The sequence below is a fragment of the Actinoplanes sp. CA-015351 genome (assembly GCF_050955685.1).
Lineage (GTDB): Bacteria > Actinomycetota > Actinomycetes > Mycobacteriales > Micromonosporaceae > Actinoplanes.
Window position 1 is genome coordinate 542,192 of record NZ_CP192102.1, and the last position, 18,031, is coordinate 560,222.

Below are 18,031 nucleotides of genomic sequence, written 5' to 3' on the forward strand. Positions count from 1 at the left end.
CGGCGTGTCCTCGTACCTTGATCGGCTCTTTGGTCTTAGCGGTCGCACCGCGGTGGTGACCGGCGGCAGCAGCGGGATCGGCAGGGAGATCGCCCTGGCTCTCGGCCGTTCCGGCGCGCGTGTGGTGCTTGTCGCCCGGCGCGAGGCGCCGATGGCCGAAGTCGTCGCCGAGCTGCGCGAGCACGGCGCCGAAGCCCACGCGATCTCCGCTGACCTCACCGTGCGCGAGGCGGTCAAGACCGCCGCCTCCAAGATCATTGCTGAGTACGGAGAACCGGACGTGCTGGTGAACTCCGCGGCGGTGAACCTTCGACCGCCGCTCGGCGAGCTGACCGACGACGTCTGGGACGTGACCCTGGAGGCGAACCTGACGGCGCCGTTCCTGCTCGGGCAGGCGTTCGGGCCGGCGATGGCCCGGCGCGGCTGGGGCCGGATCATCAACGTGGTGTCCCAGCAGGCGTTCCGGGCCTATGGCAACAGCGGCGCTTACGGCGCGGCGAAAGCCGGACTGGTCGGGCTGACCCGCTCGCAGGCCGAGGCGTGGTCGCGCCAAGGCGTCTGCTGCAACGCGATCGCGCCCGGCGTCGTGCACACCCCACTCACCGAAGCGGTGTTCGCCGATGCCTCGAAAGTGTCGGCGCACGCCTCCCGGACGATGATCGGCCGCAATGGCTTACCGGCGGATTTTGCCGGATGTGCGGTTTTCCTGGCGAGTGATTCATCCCAGGCGGTAACCGGACAGACACTCTTCGTCGATGGTGGATATTCGGCCACCTGATCGATCTATGTCTACCCAGGTCGGGCACGGTAAAGTACCGGCGCTTACGACTTGGAGGTCTTCGTGGCGGCCAGATTCCCGCGCCGGTGCACCGCCCTGCTCGCCCTGATCGTCGCCGCCGTCGCGATGATTCTTGCGGTCCCAGGGTCCCCCGCATTCGCCGACCCGGATGACGAGGGCGGCAGCAAGAAGCTGCGTACCGCGCTCGAGACCGCCGCCAAGGGTTACGACCAGGCGAAGACGAAACTCGCCAGCTCCAAAAAGCGGCAGAAGCAGCTCGCCGCGACTCTCAAGAAGACCGAAGCGGACGCTTCGGTGATGACCAAGCAAGTCAACGAGCTGGCGAACCGTTCCTATCAGATGGGCCGGATCAGCACCGTCACCCTGCTGCTCAACAGCAGCTCACCGGACGGCTTCATGGCACGGGTGCAGAGCGTCGACATGCTCGCCCAGATCGACAGCGCCATGCTGGCCGATTACCGGGAGGAGGTCGAGACGTCGAAACGCGCCAAGGTCGCGCTTGACGCCGAGATCAAGGAGCAGAAGAAGCAGGTCACCCTGATGTCCCGCAAGAAGCGGGAGGCCGAGCTCGCGCTGGCCGAGGTCGGCGGCGGCTCGGCCGGTGGATTCGTCGATGTCAACTCGCCGGCGGCGAAAGCGGCGCCGCGCAACTCGGACGGTTCCTGGCCCAAGGAATCGTGCACCGTCAACGACCCGACGTCGACCGGGTGCATCACACCACGCATGCTGCATGCGTACGACGAGTCGCGTGACGACGGCTTCAAGCGTTACACGGTCTGTTACAGCTCCCGGGCGTCCGGCGAGCACCCGAAAGGCCGGGCCTGCGACTTCTCCTCGAATTCCAGCACGTTCAAGAATGCTGCGGCGACCGGCGGTGACAAGGCGTTCGGTGACCGGCTCGCCGCGTACTTCGTCAAGAACGCCTCGGAACTCGGCGTGATGTACGTGATCTGGTATCGGCAGATCTGGATGCCCAGCACCGGCTGGCGTGCCTACAGCGCGAGCGGTGGACCGGCCGCTGTGCACACCAACCACGTGCATCTATCCATGCTCTGATGGTTGCTTTTGCGGACCCTCTTGGTTCGTTACCGAAAGTGCGGCGCTAGCGTTCCGATGAGGCATGGGCCGAACCCGTGACCGCAGACTGGAGCCGTATGGACCACCACCGGTGGATGAGCCGCGCTGTCGACCTGGCGCACCGCTGCCCTCGTTCGGAGACCGCATTCGCCGTTGGAGCCGTGATCGTTGACGAGTCCGGCCGGGAGATCTCCTCGGGATTCTCCCGGGACGGCGACGCCCGGGTGCACGCGGAGGAGTCGGCGCTGCTCAAGGCCGCAGGTGACAGCCGGCTGCTGGACGCGACGATCTACAGCACCCTGGAGCCGTGCTCGGAGCGGGCCAGCCGTCCGCACGCCACCTGCACCAGCCTGATCATCGCGGCCGGGATCCCGCGGGTCGTGATCGCCTGGCGCGAGCCGGACATCTTCGTGACCTGCGAAGGCGTCTCGATGCTGCGTTCCGCCGGCATCGAGGTCATCGAGATGCCGGACTTCGCGCTGTCCGCGTCGGAGCCGAACATGCACCTGGGTGGTGTCTTCTCCCGGCTGTGAACCTGCCGGCGTTTTCCGCTGTGAACCTGCTGGATATCGGGGAGAGCGGCCTGTCGAGGCCGGTCGGGTCCGGCGGGCGCCGGTAGCATCCGCGCGGTGGAGACCCCGCCGCGCGCCCTTCCCTCGGCCCTTGCCTCCGCCCTGGCCTTCGGGGCCAGCGGAGCCGTCCTCGTTCTCGAAATCGTCGCGCTGCGCCTCGTCGGGCCGTACGTCGGTGTCACCCTGCAGGTGAGCAGCTCGGTCATCGGTGTGGCGCTGGCCGCTATCGCGTACGGCGCCTGGCTCGGTGGCCGCCTCGCCGACCGGTACGACCCGCGGGCCTTGCTCGCACCCGCCCTGATCCTCGGCGCCATCGGCACAGCCATCACCCTGCCGCTGGTCCGCTGGGGTGGTGAGTTGCTGCGCGGTGGCGCGGCGCCCGCGGTGCTGCTGCTCGCCGCGCTGGCCATCTTCCTGCCGGCCTTCGTGCTCTCCACGGTCGCGCCGATGGTCGTGAAACTCCAGCTCGGCGACCTGCGGGAGGCCGGCAGCGTGGTCGGCCGGCTCTCCAGCATCGGCACTCTCGGCGCGATCACCGCGACGCTGGTAACCGGGTTCGTCTTCGTCGCGGCGATGCCGAGCAGCGTGATCGTGCTCAGCCTCGCGGTGCTGCTCGGTGCCGGCGGCCTGGCGCTCGGCTGGTGGCTGCGCCGGGACATGCGGAACATGCCGGGCTCGCCCCGGGCCCGGGCGGCTCTCGCGGCGGTCGGGCTGGTCGGTGCCGGACTCGGCGCGGCCTCGCCGACACCCTGTGACGTGGAGACGGCGTACCACTGCGCGCAGGTCCAGCAGGATCCCGCACGGCCCGGTGGGCAGACGCTGGTCCTCAACTCGGCCCGGCACTCGTACGTCGATCTGAACGACCCCGAACACCTGGAGTTCGAGTACGTCCAGTGGATCGCCGCGACCGCCGGCACTCTCCCGGAAGGGCCGGTGGATGCTCTGCACATCGGGGGTGGCGGGTTCACCGTACCCAGCTATCTGCGGGCCACCAGGCCCGGCAGCGACCAGCTCGTGCTGGAGCTCGACGGCGGCCTTGTCGACCTCGACAAGCAGAAGCTCGGCCTGGTCACCGGCCCGGACCTGCGGGTCGAGGTCGGCGACGCCCGGGTCGGCCTGGCCGGACAGGCCACGTCGTCCTACGACTTCGTCGTCGGTGACGCGTTCGGTCACCTGGTGGTGCCGTGGCACCTGGCGACCAGGGAGATGGCTGTCGACGTGGCGCGGGTTCTGCGTACTGACGGGATCTATGCGCAGAACGTGATCGACTACCCGCCGAACCGATTCATCCGGGCCGAGGTGGCGACGGTCGCGGCAGCTTTCGGGCACGTGGCGCTGATCGCGCCTCCGGAGGCGCTGGCGGGCGGCCGGGGATCGAACTTCGTGATCCTGGCGTCGGAGAGCCCGCTGCCGGTGGACAAGGTGCGGGCCGGGCTGGGCACCCTGGCCAAGGAACCGGTGACCGTGCTGTCCGGTGACTCGTTGGACGATTTCGTGGCCGATGCCCGAGTTCTGACCGACGATTACGCCCCGGTCGACCAGCTATTAGCGGGTTGATCCAACGGGTTTCCGAGTGCGGCAACGAGGGGCTCGCTGATCGGGCGAGAATCGGCGCATGGCGCGAACGGAGCGAAACGGTCAGGGCGAACCGCTCCGCATCGCCGGCCGTTACCGTCTGATCGAGAAGCTCGGCACCGGCGGAATGTCGGTCGTCTGGCGCGGGTACGACGAGACGCTCGGCCGTGACGTCGCGGTCAAGGTGCTCTCGCCGCAGCTCGCCGAGGATCGCACGTTCCGTGACCGGCTGCGCCAGGAAGCACTGGCCGCCGCCCGGCTCTGCCATCCGCACATCACCGGCATCCACGATTTCGGCGAGGCGCGGATCTCGGAGGAGCTGACGGTCCCGTTCGTCGTGATGGAGCTGAACGACGGCGAGTCGCTCGGCGCGCGGATCGGACGGCAGGGCTCGCTGGAGTGGCGGGAGGCCGTGACCATCGCGGCCGAGGTGGCGTCGGCGCTTGCCACCGCGCACGCCCGGGGTCTTGTGCACCGCGACGTCACCCCCGCCAACGTGATGCTCACCGGCGCCGGTGCGAAAGTCGTCGACTTCGGCATCTCGGCGATCGTCGGGCAGCGCGACGCCGCCCCGGACGGCAGCCTGCTCGGCACACCCGCGTACCTGGCGCCGGAACGTCTCGCCGGTGTGGCCGTCTCACCCGCCACCGACGTGTATGCCCTGGGCCTGCTGCTCTATCGCGCGCTCACCGGCCGGATGCCGTGGCCTGCCGAGAACACCGCCGAGGCGCTCCGCGCCCACCTGTACTCCGACCCCGAGCCGATCCCGGACCTGCCCGGGATGCCGGCCGGAGTCGCCAGCATGTGCTTGCGCTGCCTCGCCAAGGACCCGGCCGGCCGGCCCGGCGCCGCCGAGATCGCTCGCGTGCTGTCCGCCATCGCCGGCATCCGCCCGGTCATCCCGGCGGTGCGGTCCGGGGACGGCCCGACCGTACCCTGCGCCCGGGGAGTCGTCCCGGTGCCGGCTGAACGGACTCAGCGCTCCTGGAGCGGTGTGAAGCTCAAGTTGCGGGCAGGATTGAAGATTCGCAACGCTCTGCGGATCGGCGGCGTACGGCCGCTCGGTGGAGGGCTCTTCCTGGGCGGGTTCTTTCCTCGCTTCCTGGGTGAGATCTTCCCCCGCTTCCTGGGTGGGATCTTCCCCCGCGAACAGTTGCCGGGGACCACACCCCGCAACCGGATGCCGGCCTTCGCCGCGCTCGCGACCGTGGTCCTGCTCGGTTCGACAGCGCTCAGCTGGTCGGCCCGGGAGGAATCCCGCGACGCCGAGGCGGCACAGGCCACAGCAGTGGGCGAGGCCGGCGCGGTGGTGGGCGGTGCGGTGGTCGGCAGTACACCGAGAGGTCGATGCGCTGTTACCTACGAGGTACGCACCGACTCGGGCGCCGACTTCGAAGCCAGGCTCACCGTGGTGACCACTGCCGCGGACGACACCCGCTGGCGAGTCGAATTCCGGTACCCCGGCACGCAGCGCCTCTCGCCGATGCCGAAGGCCATCAGCCAGCAGGGCCGCCGTGTCGTCGTGAACGGCAAGGGCCGATCCAAATCGGTCATGCTGCACGGTGGTTACCGGGGCCGGAACCCGCTGCCGCTGGCGTTCGCCGTCGACGGGCTGCCGTGCCGGACCGAAGTCCTCGGCAGCACCAACCCGGGCACCGTCGAGAACAACTCGGTGAGCGCGGAGACCGGTTCGGTGTCCGAGTCCGCGAATGGGAAGCGTAAGCGGGCGCCTTCGCGGCGGGGAGCGGGCTCACGCAAACCGGCGCCGGCCCAGGAGCCGGCCGGTCGCGCCCCGGCGCCGGTGTCCAAGCGCGGGGCCGGCTTTTCGCTCGCGCTGTGACCGTTAGGGTCGGGTCATGACACGACTCGCAGTGGTCACCGGCGGCGGAACCGGCATCGGGAAGGCGACGGCGGGCATGCTCGCCGGCGAAGGATTCGACGTCATCATTGTGGGGCGGCGCGCCGACGTGCTCACCGACGCGGTGAAGTGGATCGGCCCGCAGGCGAGCGCCGTGACAGCCGACGTCTCGGATCCCGCCCAGGTGCCGCGGCTCGTCGAGGCGGTCGGCGACCGGGAACTCGACGTGCTCGTCAACAACGCCGGGGCATTCATCGCCCACGACGAGAGCACCCTGGACGGCGTCGCCGAGCGCTGGCGCGCCAACCTCGACTCGAACGTGCTCACCGCCGTCCTGGTGACCACGGCCCTGCTGCCCAAACTCCGCCGCCCGGGCGGCAAGATCATTCTGACCAGCTCGATCGCGGCGCAGCGAGGCGGTGGCGGGCCGTACTCCGCGGCCAAGGCCGCACTGCATGGGTACGCACTCGACCTCGCCACCAGCCTCGGAACCGAGGGGATCACGGCGAATGTGATCGCGCCCGGATACGTCGTGGACAGCGAGTTCTTCGCCGGCCGGATGACACCGGAGGGCCATCAGTCCCGGGTCGACGCGACGCTGGTGAAGCGTGCCGGCGAGCCGGGCGACATCGCCGAGACGGTCCGCTGGCTGACCGGGCCGGGCGGCGGCTTCGTCACCGGCCAGATCATCAACGTGAACGGCGGGACGGTGCTGGGGCGCTGAGATCTTCTACCCTTCGCCCGTGAATCGGCCTTCGCCCGTGAATCGGTCTTCGCCCGTGAATCGGTCTTCGCCCGGCTGGTTGGCCCGGAAACGCAGGGCTGACCAGCGCTCGTCGATCGCTACCTGGTCGCACGGGCGCATGTCGTAATCAGCGACGATCGGCCAGAGCGTGTCCCTGTCGATGGCGGCCGTGTTCCCCGTCGGGTACGCGATCCAGAACGCCCCGGGCTTGTCCAGGTCGGCCCGGTGCTCGGCCAGTTGGTCCCGCACGCCGGCCGCGTCCTCGGCGAAGATCACGGCGGTTCCGGCGGTGGACAGCATGCCGGTTTCGCGTACGCCGTCGGGCATCGGCGTGAGCAGCGGAAGCCGCGACGGCTCGTTGAGCCAGACAGTCGAGTTCGACTTGATCAGCAGCTTCTCGGCGATCGTCTTGGTCATGGCCTCGACATTTCCATCCTCGCGGTCCGGCTTCGGCGCTTTCGTCGAAGCGTCCTCCTCGCCGTGCGGTGCCGCGAACGCCCGGAACTGTCCCCCGGAAGATCGACACGCCGAAAAATCTCTGACGAAAATCTGCGCAACTCGATACGCGAAGCCGTGTCGATGGCTACACAGGGTGATACCGCACTGTCGGACTTATAGTATTTTGACGGAAAGAACCTTTAAGGGGGCTTTCTCCGTGCCGGAGTTTGTCTGCGCCGCCAACTTTCTGCAAAGGTGTGCGCCTTTTGGTCCTTCGTAAAAGAGCGGCGGCCCGGAGATCGCATCGCTGATTGAAAAGCGCCTTGCCGGGCATTCGCATTATTGTGCCAAAGCGGCGCCTTTGTGAAAATGAAATGCTCACAGTGAGTATTTCGTTCTTCTGTGGCGTGGTCACCCTGCATCCCCCGGAAAGTCGGATCGCCGCCACCGAAAGGATGACTCAGTGCCTCGGAAATGCTGGATCAAGTCGGACACGTGCAGTGATCTTCGCAAATTTCGTTGCCCGGCGTTTCGTGGTGTTTCGCAACCGTACGATCATTAGGTTGGGAGTTGCCAGGTCGGAGCCCCGGGTGAGCCCGTCGGCGTTTCGCGTTGGTGACTCGGTATGGCTGTGGGTGGATGCCTGGCCGCACGATCTCGTTGCGTAGCCGAACCTTATCCCCTGCTTAAGATGATCTTCTGGCGAAGTTGATCTGGCGACATCCCGGCGATGGCGAGTAAGGTTGTATCCGTGGACGACGAAAGTGGTCCCGCCCGATGTTGTGTTCGGTTGGTCCCGGGCCACTTCGGTAAAGCGATATCCAGGAAGCCGCTATGGTGGCAGTCTTCCTGGCAGGTTGAGGGGCCGGTGCGAGCGATCAAACGCTCATGCCGGCCCCTTAATCGTTTTCCGGCACGGTTACCCATAGAGGTTCGTAAGATCTACCGGCCCGGACGTGCAAGTTGCACGTTTCGCGGCGGCGAAATGATCATTTCGTGGGGCCCGATTCGGTGTTGGTGCATCGGCGTCCGTGTGTAGCAGAATGTGGAACGGCGATGCGGCCCTGCCCACCATCGGGGCCCGTCGCTCTGCATATCCACTTTTCGAGCTTCGGCCCGGGACCGCTGAATCAATGAAAGGGCTGTCATGCCACTTCGCTTCGAGAAACCCAATTCGGAATGGAAGGATCCAGTCACACACTGTGATTGGATAACCGATCGGCAGGGACGCCGCCGGATGATCGTTTTCGTCGTTGTCATCGTCTGCGGCGGAGCTCTGCTCTCGTCCGGGACGGACGCCGGCGCGGTGCTGCTCATCCTGGCCGGGTCCGGACTCGTCGGCGCCACCGTTTCCCGGTGGGTCGTTGACGACGTCCGGTTGCCCGCCATCACGGAGCTGCCCGTGGGAGGGCGATTCTGATGCCGAGGCACCGGCACGACCTCGACGACTCGGGCGAGCCGTTCAAGTACGCCCCACCGCCCGGCACCACCGGCCGATACGCCGCCGGCCGGCACCGGGAAACCGAGCCGGCGCCCACCGGCCGCCCGAGCGCGAGCCGGGACGTCGCGGCGAACCTGGTCCGCGACCACGAGCTGGCGCGGATGCGGGCGAAATTCGTCAACGGGCAGTCCGCCTGGCCGGACCTGGTCGAGCAGCTGAACTTCGCGCACCTGCAGGCGGGCAAGCCTTCGCTGAGTGTGCTGGGCGCGCAGGTGCGCTACAGCAAGGCCACCCTCAGCAAGGTGCTCACCGGCAAGATGATGCCCTCCTGGAAACTGGTTCAGCTTCTCGGCGCGGCCCTGCGGGTGCCGACCGGGGTGATCGTGCAGGAGTGGTTCCCGCTGTGGACCGCGGCCGAGATGCACCGGGCCAAGCGGCTGGGCGCGATCCGCGGCACAGCGAAAGTGCCCGCGCCCGGCGAGCAGGCCGCACCTTCGTCTGATCCGGTGCGCATGGCGACCGGCACGTCGGCGGCGACGATCGCCGCGATCACCGAGCCCACCGGTTACACCTGCCCGAGCTGTGGCAGCTGGGTGGTGGACACCCCGGTGCACACCGCGTGGCACATGCGGATGGATCGGCCCGGGCAGGTCCCGCCCGCGGCCGAGCCCATCACCGGCGGCACGATCCCGGAACGGGAGATCCGCCTGCTGCGCGAGGCCCTGGGACAGAACGACCCCCTGCTCTGAGAAATCGACGTCCCGGGCGGGCCGACCCCGGCCCGCCCGCTTTCCCGCCTGTGGACAACGTCCGGACTGTGGATAACTCCGGACCTGTCTCACCCTCCTGATAGACATGCCGGGTGACTGACGCAACCCAGGACCGAGCCGTCTCGACCCAGGACCGGGCCGCCGTGCGTGACCGTGCCGAGGCCGTCCTCCGCCGCCTGGCCGGTGATCACGCCAGGCTCCGCGAGGACCAGTGGCGCGCGATCGAGGCGCTGACCGTCGACCGCCGGCGGGTCCTCTGCGTGCAGCGCACCGGTTGGGGCAAGTCGGCGGTCTACTTCGTGGCGACGGCCCTGCTGCGTGAGGCACACAACACCGGCCCCACGGTGATCGTCTCGCCCCTTCTGGCACTGATGCGTAACCAGGTGGACGCCGCCGCCCGAGCCGGCATCCGAGCCCGCACGATCAACTCGGCAAACCTCGACGAGTGGTCACTGATCGAGGCCGAGGTCCGCGCGGGCGAGGTCGACGTCCTGCTGATCAGCCCGGAGCGGCTCAACAACCCGGACTTCCGGGACAACGTCCTGCCCGGCCTGGCGTCGAGCACCGGCCTGCTGGTGGTCGACGAGGCACACTGCGTCTCCGACTGGGGCCACGACTTCCGCCCCGACTACCGGCGGCTGCGCACCTTCCTGGCCGGGCTGCCGTCGCGGACTCCGGTGCTCGCCACGACCGCGACGGCGAACGCGCGGGTCACCGCCGACGTGGCCGACCAGCTCGGCGAGGGCGACACGCTGGTGCTGCGCGGCACGCTGGACCGCGATTCGCTGCGTCTGGCCGTGCTCCAGCTGGATAATCCGGCACACCGGCTGGCCTGGCTGGCCGACCACCTCGATCGGCTGCCGGGTTCCGGGATCGTCTACACGCTGACCGTGGCGGCGGCGACCGAGACGGCGGACTTCCTGCGGTCGCGCGGTTTCCCGGTGGCTTCGTACACCGGTCAGGTCGAGGACGCGGATCGCCGCGCCGCCGAGCAGGACCTGCTGGACAACAAGATCAAGGCGCTGGTCGCGACGTCCGCGCTGGGGATGGGCTTCGACAAGCCGGACCTCGGCTTCGTGGTGCACCTGGGCGCGCCGCCGTCGCCGATCGCCTACTACCAGCAGGTCGGCCGTGCCGGTCGTGCCGTCGAGCACGCCGAGGTGGTGCTGCTGCCGGGGCCGGAGGACGCCGCGATCTGGCGCTACTTCGCGTCGCTCGCATTCCCGCCGGAGGACCAGGTGCGGTCGGTGCTGGCACAGCTCTCGCCGGATCGGCCGTTGTCGACACAGGCGTTGGAGCCACTGGTGGACCTTCGGCGTACCCGTCTGGAATTGATGTTGAAGGTCTTGGACGTGGATGGCGCGGTGCGCCGCATGCGCGGCGGCTGGCTCGCCACCGGCGAGCCCTGGACATATGACAGCGCGCGCCTGCGCCGGGTCGCCGAGGCGCGGGCCGCCGAGCAAAAAACCATGATCGGGTACGCGGAAACGACCGCCTGCCGGATGGAATTCCTCCGTCTCTGTCTGGACGATCCGGAAGCCGTCCCGTGCGGACGCTGCGACAACTGCGCCGGACCACTCTTCGACGCCGATGTCTCGTCGGCCTCGCTGGCGGCGGCGGACGCGTTCCTCGGCCGTCCCGGCATGGAGATCGCGCCGAAGAAGATGTGGCCGACCGGCCTGGCCGCGATCGGCATCAGCCTGAAAGGGAAGATCCCGCCGGCCGAGCAGATCGAGCCGGGCCGTGCGGTCGGCCGCCTCTCCGATCTCGGGTGGGGGAGCCGGCTGCGCAGCGCGGTGAGCGCGGACGCCGTGGACGCCCCGATTCCGGACGATCTGGCCGGTGCGGTCGTCGAGGTCCTCAAGTCGTGGGCGCACGGTGACGACGCCTGGCGGCAGCGTCCGGCGGCCGTCGTGGCGGTCGGTTCACAGCGTCGTCCACAACTTGTCCACAGCCTCGCAGAGCACATCTCGCGGGTGGGGCGGCTGCCGCTCCTCGGCGCGCTGACCTCGACGGCAGCGGGGGAGACCTCGGCGCGAGGCAACAGCGCCCAGAGGGTACGCGTGTTGCACGAAGCCTTCGCCGTCCCCGCTGAGGTGGCCGCCGAGCTGGCCAACCTGGCCGGCCCGGTCCTGCTCGTCGACGACCTGGTCGACTCCGGCTGGACGATGACGCTGGCCGGCCGGGCGCTACGCCGAGCCGGCGCCGAGTCCGTCCTCCCGCTGTCGCTGGCCGTCGCCGGCTAGCGGAGTCGCTGGTCGTCGCCGGCTAGCGGAGCTTGCGATCGCCTGATGGCAGCGCTGCCGTCGCCGGAGCTTGCGGTCGCCGTCTGGCCGTTCCTAGGCGCTAGCTGTGGCCGAGGATCGCGTTGCGGGTGGGCCGGCGGTCGATCTCCATGAAGCGCTGCGCGCCGGCGAGTTCGGAGAACCCGGACCGCCGGTACACCTCGTGCGCGTCCCTGGTGGCGAGCAGGAACCGCAGGATGCCCCGGTCCGCGAGACTCTCCACGATGGAGTCGATCATCCAGGTTCCGAGGCCGTGACCCCGGTGGGCCGGATCGATGTAGACGTCACAGATCCACGCGAACGTCGCGCCGTCGGTCACCGCCCGTGCGAACCCGACCTGCTCATCACCCAGGAAGATCGAGTACGGCAGGGAGCCCTCGACCGACCGCATCACGACGTCGCGTTCGCGCCCCGCCGCCCAGTAAGACTCCTCGGACAGCCATCGGTGTACCCGGTCCAGGTCGACCCGTTCCCGGTTCTCGGTCAGCACGTACTGCCCACGTTCACGATCCGTCACATCCGGAGAATCTACCCATCCGCAAAGACCGCTGGGAACTCACGAGGGCCGGGGCACGACCAATTCACAGCGGCGAAATGCGTGATACAGGTGGGGGTAAAGTCGCGATGTGTCCGGTGAGAACGGGAGAGGTTCGACGATGGCGGTGACCAGTACCTACCAGGTGAAGGGCATGACCTGCTCGCACTGCGTCCAGGCCGTGACGAGCGAGATCTCAGCGCTGCCCGGTGTCGCTGAGGTACGGGTCGACCTGGCCTCCGGCGGCGTGACCGTGACCAGCGCGACACCGCTCACCGACGCCGCCGTGCGCGACGCCGTCGACGAGGCGGGCTACGAGCTCACGGATGCCTGACCCGAGCCCAGAGATCCCTGACCCGAGTTCGGGGGCGTCCGGCGGGAGCGCACGGATCACTGACCCGAGTTCGGGGGCGTCCGGTGGGAGCGCATGGATCGCCGACCCGAGTTCGCACGTTGCTGGCGGGGGCGCGGAAACGCCTCGCGACGACGACGCCGTGCTTCTCGGGGCTGCCTCGACGGCTCCGGCGATCCCGCCGAACGCGGGTTTCCGGCTGGCCGCTTTCGGCGCGCTGCTGGTCGTCGTCCTTTTCGCCGGATACGGCCTGGGCCGCCTCAACAACGGAACGGCGACCAGCGCTACTAGTGCGGCGGGTGCAACCACGGCGGCCGGTGCGGCGGGTGCAACTACGTCGGCCGGTTCGGCGGGTGCAACCACGGCGGCCGGTGCGGCGGGTTCGGCTTCGCAGGCCGGCACGAACCCGGCAGCTCCGGCGCCGTCCGCCTCGGTCATCGACGAGAGTCAGCCGCACACCCATGGCGTGACGGTCCCGGTCCCCGGCGCGAACACTGCCGGAGCCGCAGTCGGCGGCCTATCACTCAGCTCATCCGGGCTGACCCTCACCCCGGTGAGCACCACGTTCGAGCCGGGCCATTCGCAGAAGCTCGAGTTCGTGATCCACGGCCCGGGCGGTGCACCGGTCACCACTTACGCCATCGTGCACGACAAACCGCTGCATCTCATTGTGATCCGCCGCGACCTCACCGGCTTCCAGCACGTGCATCCGGCGATGGCTCCGGACGGCACCTGGAGCGTCGACCTCACCCTCGACGACCCGGGCAGCTACCGCATGATCGCGGACTTCACCGCGCTGGTCGGCGGCACCCAGCTCGCCACCACGCTCGGTAGCGACCTGACGGTCGCCGGAAACTACGCTCCGGTCACCCTCCCCGATCCGGCGCGCGCCACCACCACCGAGAGCTACAAGATCGGGTACGAGGGAACGCCCGGCACGGAGTCGACCCAGCCACTGCTGATGACGGTCACCGACGACTCCGGCAAGCCCGTCACGGTCGAGCCGTACCTGGGCGCTTTCGGTCACCTGGTCGTCCTGCGCCAGAACGACCTGGCGTACGTCCACGTGCACCCGGAAAGCCAGCTGATCGACGGCAAAATCAAGTTCTGGCTGACCGCGCCGAGCCCAGGCACCTACCGCATGTTCCTCGACTTCCAGACCGCCGGAAAGGTCCACACGGCAGCCTGGACAGTCGTCGTCAGCTGACCGAATCCGATCCTCCCGCCCACCAAACCGCAAACTCACCAAGTCTCCGGCACTAACCGCCCGGCACGCCATTTGTGGACTGGCGACGGGTGCGGGCCGGTGACGTGGCGCCGTGGCGGCGTGGCGGCGTGGCGGCGTGGCGGCGTGGCGTCTCGCAGATCTTGTGGAGTTGAGCGAACCGTTTGCGCACAACTCCGCAAGATCGGCTAAGCCCGTTCGATCTTGTGGAGTTGTGTGGACACGTCTGCGGGGAACTCCACAAGATCCAGGCAGAGTGGCCCGCCGCGACCGCGACGGGGCCGCGACCGCGACGGGGCCGCGACGGGGCCGCGACGGGGCCGGGGCGGGGGCCGGGGCTGGCGCTGGGGGCCGGGGCGGTCAGCTGAGCATTGTTGCCAGGGCTGGGGTTACGCCCCACTGGGTGGTCAGGGCGGCGAACTCGGCCTGCTGGGCCTCGGTGGGCTCGGCACCCGTGCGGCGGGCTCGGAGCAGCAGGTTGCGGGGCGTGTGCGCGGAGTCGACGAACTCCACCACGTCGACGCGGTAACCGTGCAGCTTCAGCAGGGCGGCGCGCAGCGAATCGGTCAGCACGTCGGCGAAACGTTCGCGGAGGATGGCGTGGCGGGTCATTTCCGCGTACGGATGCGGGGTTTGACTGTTTTTGATCTGCGCCGCGATGTCGTGGTGGCAGCAGGGCGCAGCAAGCACCCAGGCCGCCTCCCAGCGCACGGCCCGGGCCAGCGCCTGATCGGTCGCGGTGTCGCAGGCGTGCAGCGCGAGCACCAGGTCAGGTGCGAACGGCAGATGCGCGTCCTCGATCGTGCCGGCCATGAAACTCACCTCGGCGGAGCAGCCGAGACGCTCGGCGACCGCGGTGTTGCGTACCCTCTGGTCCTCTCGGACATCGACGCCCACGACCTGGACGTCCGCGCCTCGCGCGGCCAGATAGCGGTACGCGGCGAAGGTGAGGTACGCGTTTCCGCAGCCCAGGTCGACGACGCGCAGCGGTGACGGCAGCTCGTCGGGCAGGGTCGCGGCGAGCGCGCGCAGGAAAGCGTCGATCTGGCGGCGCTTCGCGGCGTTGCCACCGATCACCTCGAAGAGCGGGTCGCCCGGGTCGAGGAGCCACTGTTTCGGCCGGTCGTGAGCCTGCGGCTGGGCTTTCCCGGCCGCATCCTTCACGGCGGCGCGGTGCACCTGGGCGTCGCCCTTCTTGGTGATCCGCACCTGGACCGTGGCGGATTCGGTCTCGACGTGCCAGTTGCCGAACGGCTCGGCCAGCAGCTCGTCGAGCGCGGCAGCGGCCGCTTCGGAACCGGGCGCGACGTTGCGGGTGAACGGCCGGACGCCATCGTCGGTGACGATCTGTAGTTTCTGCCCGGTCTTGAGGGTTACCGGCCGCACTTGCACTCTGGTCACCGACGGTACGAGACCGCGGCGCTTCCCGGCCGCGACGGCCCGGGTCAGGCCGGGAGCGAGCAGGAGCTCCCGGACCTCGGCAAGTACTTGATCGAGCGGTTCTGGCATGACGTCCATTCTGCCCGGGGCCGCGAACGTGCCTGGGAGCTGTGCCTTCGGGGCTGTGGATCTCGCGCGGCGCGGTTTAAGTTGATCAGCGGGCGAAGGGAGCCACGCGATGTCGTTGATGGCCGGCGTGCTCTCCGCCCGCCTGCGGGAAGCTACCCGGGAAGGCCGCGAGATCGCGCGGCGCAGCAGGTACGTCGACGGGCTCGCCACCGGCCGTTTGCCACTCGCCGCATACGCGGAGATGGTTGCACAGCACTGGTTCGTCTACGAGACGCTGGAGCTGGCCGCCGCCGCGATGGCTGACGACCCGATTGCCCGGCAGTTCGTCTACCCGGAGCTGTTCCGGATCCCGGCACTCGAAGCCGACCTGCGGTTCCTGTACGGCGCCCGCTGGCAGAGCCGGATAACCGCGCTGCCCGCCACGACGACGTACTGCACCCGGATTCGTTCCGCGGCGTTCGACCGGGCCACCGGGTACGTGGCGCACCAGTGCACCCGATATCTCGGCGACCTCTCCGGCGGGCAGTGGCTCGGTGCCAAGCTCGTCGCGGCGTACGGGTTCAACCGGCACGGGTACCGGTTCTTCGTCTTCGAGGGTGTTGATCCGCCGTTGTTCCGTGCCCGGTACCGCGACCAGCTCAACTCGGTGCCCTGGTCGCGGGCCGAACAGAACGCTTTCCTCGACGAGGTGTCCGCGGCGTACCGGCTCAACCTGGATTTGCTGGCTGAGCTGGAGGAACGCTGGTGCTGAGTATCGGAGCACGGGACCGCGTCGGTCCCGTGCCACGAAAAAGCGGTGGATCAGGCGTCAGCAGCTCCGGCGCCGGCCTCGGCGGGTGCGTCCGCGCCGGCGGTACGGCTGCGGCGGCGACGGCGACGAGGAGCGGTGCCCTCGGACGGCTCGTCACCGTCGGTCGTGTCGTTCGCGACGGCCTTGGCGGGTGCGACGACCTCGGCGGGTGCGACGGCCTTGGCGGGTGCGGCGGGTGCGGCCTCCGCGACGGCCGGTGCCGTGTCTGCGGAGCCGTCGGAGAACGGGATGGCAGTGGCGGTCGTGCGGCGACGACGGGTCCGGGCACGCGGTGCGGCCGTCCCCTCCTCAGCGACCGGAGAGTCCACACCCGGCGAGGAGTCCACAGCCAGCGAGGAGTCCACGGCCGGTGCGGAAGCCGCGGCTGAGTTCTCGGAGACGTCCTGCGTGGGCGTACCCGTACCCGGCTGGTCCTCGTCGACCCGGCGGCGGCGCCGCTGGCGCTTGGGACGCTCGATCGTCGACGTCGCGTCAGCGGAGCCGGCACCCTCAGAAGGCGCAGAGCCACGGTCCGAACCACGGTCCGAACCACGGTCCGAACCACGGTCCGAACCCCGATCCGAGCCACGGCCAGGACCACCGGCACGGACGCGCCCGCCACGGCCTCGCGGAGCCTGGCCCCGCCGGCCGACGCTGCCCAGGTCTTCCTCGATCTCGGCGGAGAGACCGACCCGGCTGCGGTCAGCGGTCGGCAGAGTGCCGGAGATCTCGGACGGAATGTCCAGGTCGGCGTAGAGCGCGGGGCTCGTGTGGTACGTCTCCGGCGGCTGCGGCATGCCCAGGCCGAGAGACTTGTCGATCAGCACCCAGCGGGGCATGTCTTCCCAGTCCACGAACGTGATCGCGACGCCCGTGGCGCCCGCGCGGCCGGTCCGGCCGATGCGGTGCGTGTAGGTCTCCGGGTCTTCCGGACAGTCGTAGTTGATCACGTGGGTGACGCCGGACACGTCGAGGCCACGGGCCGCGACGTCGGTCGCCACCAGAACGTCGATCTTGCCGGAGCGGAACGCCCGCAGCGCGCGCTCACGAGCGCCCTGGCCCAGGTCACCGTGGACGGCCGCGACGGCGAAGCCACGGAAGTCCAGGTCCTCGGCGACCCGGTCGGCGGCACGCTTGGTCCGCGTGAAGATCATCGTGAGGCCGCGCTCGCGGGCCTGCAGGATCCGGGCCACCATCTCCAGCTTGTTCAGCGGGTGGGTGCGGTAGACGACCTGCTTGGTCAGCGGAGACGCGGCACTTTCCGCGCTGTGGCCGGCGTGGATGGTGACCGGGTTGTGCAGGAACCGGCGGGACAGCGCCACGATCGGGTCCGGCATGGTGGCCGAGAAGAGCATCGTCTGACGCTTTTCCGGCAGCATCGCCAGGATCTTTTCGACGTCCTCCAGGAAGCCGAGGTCGAGCATCCGGTCGGCCTCGTCGAGGACGAGCGCCTTCACCGAGCCGAGCTTCAGCTGCTTCTGCTTCGCGAGGTCGAGCAGCCGGCCGGGAGTGCCGACCAGGATCTCGACGCCCTTTTTCAGGGTGTCGACCTGAGTCTCGTACGCCACGCCGCCGTAGATCGGCAGAACGCGGACGCCACGGGTGCTGCCGGCCGCCGCGAGGTCACGCGCGACCTGGAGACCGAGCTCACGGGTCGGGACGACGATCAGGGCCTGGGGGAGGCCGTCAGCGCCCTCGGAAGGGGCGAGGATGCGCTCCAGCAGCGGCAGGCCGAAGCCGAGGGTCTTGCCGGTGCCGGTGGGCGCCTGGCCGATCAGGTCGGTGCCGCGCAGAGCGATCGGCAGCGCGTATTCCTGAATGGCGAACGCGTGGGTGATGCCGGCCTTGGCCAGCGCCTCGACAGTCTCGGCACGCACGCCGAGCTCGGCGAAGGTGGGGCTGTCCGGGCGGACCGGCGCTCGGCTGGTTACGGGTACTAGAGCTTGCTCATTGTCGGTCATGAAGTTTTACGGGTGCCCTCTCGTGGTGCGCCCGTCGAAGTCTTGGGCGCGGTCTTGTTTTGGCGCGGGCCACACGCGGTTAAGCGGGCCGCACACGCG

General features: G+C 69.1%; 16 protein-coding genes. 12 read left to right on the forward strand and 4 right to left on the reverse strand.

All coding sequences use genetic code 11. The features are described from left to right. The first annotated feature begins 4 nt into the window (after positions 1 to 4). From ACQP2E_RS02400 to ACQP2E_RS02425, 6 genes are all read left to right on the forward strand, one after another. On the forward strand, positions 5 to 778 hold the full coding sequence (locus tag ACQP2E_RS02400; RefSeq protein ID WP_433828255.1) for an SDR family NAD(P)-dependent oxidoreductase: 774 nt from the start codon (positions 5 to 7) through the stop codon (positions 776 to 778). A 63-nt stretch (positions 779 to 841) separates the two neighbouring features. Next, positions 842 to 1,855 carry a coiled-coil domain-containing protein gene (locus ACQP2E_RS02405; RefSeq protein WP_433828256.1) on the forward strand — a complete coding sequence of 338 codons (1,014 nt, stop codon included), beginning with the start codon at positions 842 to 844 and terminating at the stop codon, positions 1,853 to 1,855. Positions 1,856 to 1,971: 116 nt separating this feature from the next. Further along, positions 1,972 to 2,409 (forward strand): deaminase, encoded by a 438-nt coding sequence (locus tag ACQP2E_RS02410; protein WP_433828257.1) that lies wholly within the window; start codon positions 1,972 to 1,974, stop codon positions 2,407 to 2,409. Positions 2,410 to 2,505: 96 nt separating this feature from the next. Further along, positions 2,506 to 4,005, forward strand: a complete 1,500-nt coding sequence (locus ACQP2E_RS02415) for a fused MFS/spermidine synthase (RefSeq protein ID WP_433828258.1) — start codon at positions 2,506 to 2,508, stop codon at positions 4,003 to 4,005. A gap of 58 nt (positions 4,006 to 4,063) precedes the next feature. Then, on the forward strand, positions 4,064 to 5,863 hold the full coding sequence (locus ACQP2E_RS02420; RefSeq protein WP_433828259.1) for a serine/threonine-protein kinase: 1,800 nt from the start codon (positions 4,064 to 4,066) through the stop codon (positions 5,861 to 5,863). Positions 5,864 to 5,879: 16 nt separating this feature from the next. Beyond that, complete coding sequence (locus ACQP2E_RS02425; RefSeq protein WP_433828260.1) at positions 5,880 to 6,605, forward strand: SDR family NAD(P)-dependent oxidoreductase; 726 nt, start codon at positions 5,880 to 5,882, stop codon at positions 6,603 to 6,605. Between the two features lie 6 nt (positions 6,606 to 6,611). Here the strand turns inward: ACQP2E_RS02425 and ACQP2E_RS02430 are convergent, their stop codons facing one another. Further along, positions 6,612 to 7,043, reverse strand: coding sequence for a hypothetical protein (locus ACQP2E_RS02430; RefSeq protein WP_433828261.1), 432 nt, complete (start codon positions 7,041 to 7,043; stop codon positions 6,612 to 6,614). Positions 7,044 to 8,301: 1,258 nt separating this feature from the next. Here ACQP2E_RS02430 and ACQP2E_RS02435 point away from each other — a divergent pair. From ACQP2E_RS02435 to ACQP2E_RS02445, 3 genes are all read left to right on the forward strand, one after another. Beyond that, positions 8,302 to 8,484, forward strand: a complete 183-nt coding sequence (locus ACQP2E_RS02435; protein WP_433828262.1) for a hypothetical protein — start codon at positions 8,302 to 8,304, stop codon at positions 8,482 to 8,484. Continuing rightward, entirely contained in the window at positions 8,484 to 9,254 is a 771-nt protein-coding gene (locus ACQP2E_RS02440) for a hypothetical protein (RefSeq protein WP_433828263.1), read from the forward strand. The genes ACQP2E_RS02435 and ACQP2E_RS02440 overlap by 1 nt, the downstream gene beginning before the upstream one ends. Positions 9,255 to 9,367: 113 nt before the next feature. Continuing rightward, positions 9,368 to 11,521, forward strand: a complete 2,154-nt coding sequence (locus ACQP2E_RS02445; protein ID WP_433828264.1) for a RecQ family ATP-dependent DNA helicase — start codon at positions 9,368 to 9,370, stop codon at positions 11,519 to 11,521. A 100-nt stretch (positions 11,522 to 11,621) separates the two neighbouring features. Here ACQP2E_RS02445 and ACQP2E_RS02450 read toward each other — a convergent pair whose 3' ends face one another. Then, positions 11,622 to 12,077: a GNAT family N-acetyltransferase gene (locus ACQP2E_RS02450; RefSeq protein WP_433828265.1), complete on the reverse strand. Its 456-nt coding sequence runs from the start codon at positions 12,075 to 12,077 to the stop codon at positions 11,622 to 11,624. Positions 12,078 to 12,216: 139 nt separating this feature from the next. Here ACQP2E_RS02450 and ACQP2E_RS02455 point away from each other — a divergent pair, with 139 nt between their 5' ends. Both ACQP2E_RS02455 and ACQP2E_RS02460 read left to right on the forward strand, forming a co-directional pair. Continuing rightward, positions 12,217 to 12,429: a heavy-metal-associated domain-containing protein gene (locus ACQP2E_RS02455; protein ID WP_111648580.1), complete on the forward strand. Its 213-nt coding sequence runs from the start codon at positions 12,217 to 12,219 to the stop codon at positions 12,427 to 12,429. 160 nt (positions 12,430 to 12,589) lie between these two features. After that, complete coding sequence (locus ACQP2E_RS02460) at positions 12,590 to 13,654, forward strand: hypothetical protein (RefSeq protein ID WP_433828266.1); 1,065 nt, start codon at positions 12,590 to 12,592, stop codon at positions 13,652 to 13,654. Between the two features lie 378 nt (positions 13,655 to 14,032). On the opposite strand, the gene ACQP2E_RS02465 is transcribed toward ACQP2E_RS02460, so the two are convergent. After that, positions 14,033 to 15,181: a class I SAM-dependent methyltransferase gene (locus ACQP2E_RS02465; RefSeq protein WP_433828267.1), complete on the reverse strand. Its 1,149-nt coding sequence runs from the start codon at positions 15,179 to 15,181 to the stop codon at positions 14,033 to 14,035. 109 nt (positions 15,182 to 15,290) lie between these two features. On the opposite strand from ACQP2E_RS02465, the gene ACQP2E_RS02470 reads away from it, so the two are divergent. Further along, positions 15,291 to 15,932 (forward strand): heme oxygenase (biliverdin-producing), encoded by a 642-nt coding sequence (locus tag ACQP2E_RS02470; RefSeq protein WP_433828268.1) that lies wholly within the window; start codon positions 15,291 to 15,293, stop codon positions 15,930 to 15,932. Positions 15,933 to 15,982: 50 nt separating this feature from the next. Here ACQP2E_RS02470 and ACQP2E_RS02475 read toward each other — a convergent pair whose 3' ends face one another. Continuing rightward, positions 15,983 to 17,932 (reverse strand): DEAD/DEAH box helicase, encoded by a 1,950-nt coding sequence (locus ACQP2E_RS02475; protein WP_433828269.1) that lies wholly within the window; start codon positions 17,930 to 17,932, stop codon positions 15,983 to 15,985. Between the last annotated feature and the right edge of the window lie 99 nt (positions 17,933 to 18,031).

Bases quoted from the DNA above. Each gene is read 5' to 3' on its own strand.
- ACQP2E_RS02440 (WP_433828263.1), top strand. From the start codon at position 8,484: ATGCCGAGGCACCGGCACGACCTCGACGACTCGGGCGAGCCGTTCAAG.
- ACQP2E_RS02470 (WP_433828268.1), top strand. From the start codon at position 15,291: ATGTCGTTGATGGCCGGCGTGCTCTCCGCCCGCCTGCGGGAAGCTACC.
- ACQP2E_RS02465 (WP_433828267.1), bottom strand. From the start codon at position 15,181: ATGCCAGAACCGCTCGATCAAGTACTTGCCGAGGTCCGGGAGCTCCTG.
- ACQP2E_RS02425 (WP_433828260.1), top strand. From the start codon at position 5,880: ATGACACGACTCGCAGTGGTCACCGGCGGCGGAACCGGCATCGGGAAG.
- ACQP2E_RS02435 (WP_433828262.1), top strand. From the start codon at position 8,302: ATGATCGTTTTCGTCGTTGTCATCGTCTGCGGCGGAGCTCTGCTCTCG.
- ACQP2E_RS02410 (WP_433828257.1), top strand. From the start codon at position 1,972: ATGAGCCGCGCTGTCGACCTGGCGCACCGCTGCCCTCGTTCGGAGACC.
- ACQP2E_RS02455 (WP_111648580.1), top strand. From the start codon at position 12,217: ATGGCGGTGACCAGTACCTACCAGGTGAAGGGCATGACCTGCTCGCAC.
- ACQP2E_RS02475 (WP_433828269.1), bottom strand. From the start codon at position 17,932: ATGACCGACAATGAGCAAGCTCTAGTACCCGTAACCAGCCGAGCGCCG.
- ACQP2E_RS02430 (WP_433828261.1), bottom strand. From the start codon at position 7,043: ATGACCAAGACGATCGCCGAGAAGCTGCTGATCAAGTCGAACTCGACT.
- ACQP2E_RS02420 (WP_433828259.1), top strand. From the start codon at position 4,064: ATGGCGCGAACGGAGCGAAACGGTCAGGGCGAACCGCTCCGCATCGCC.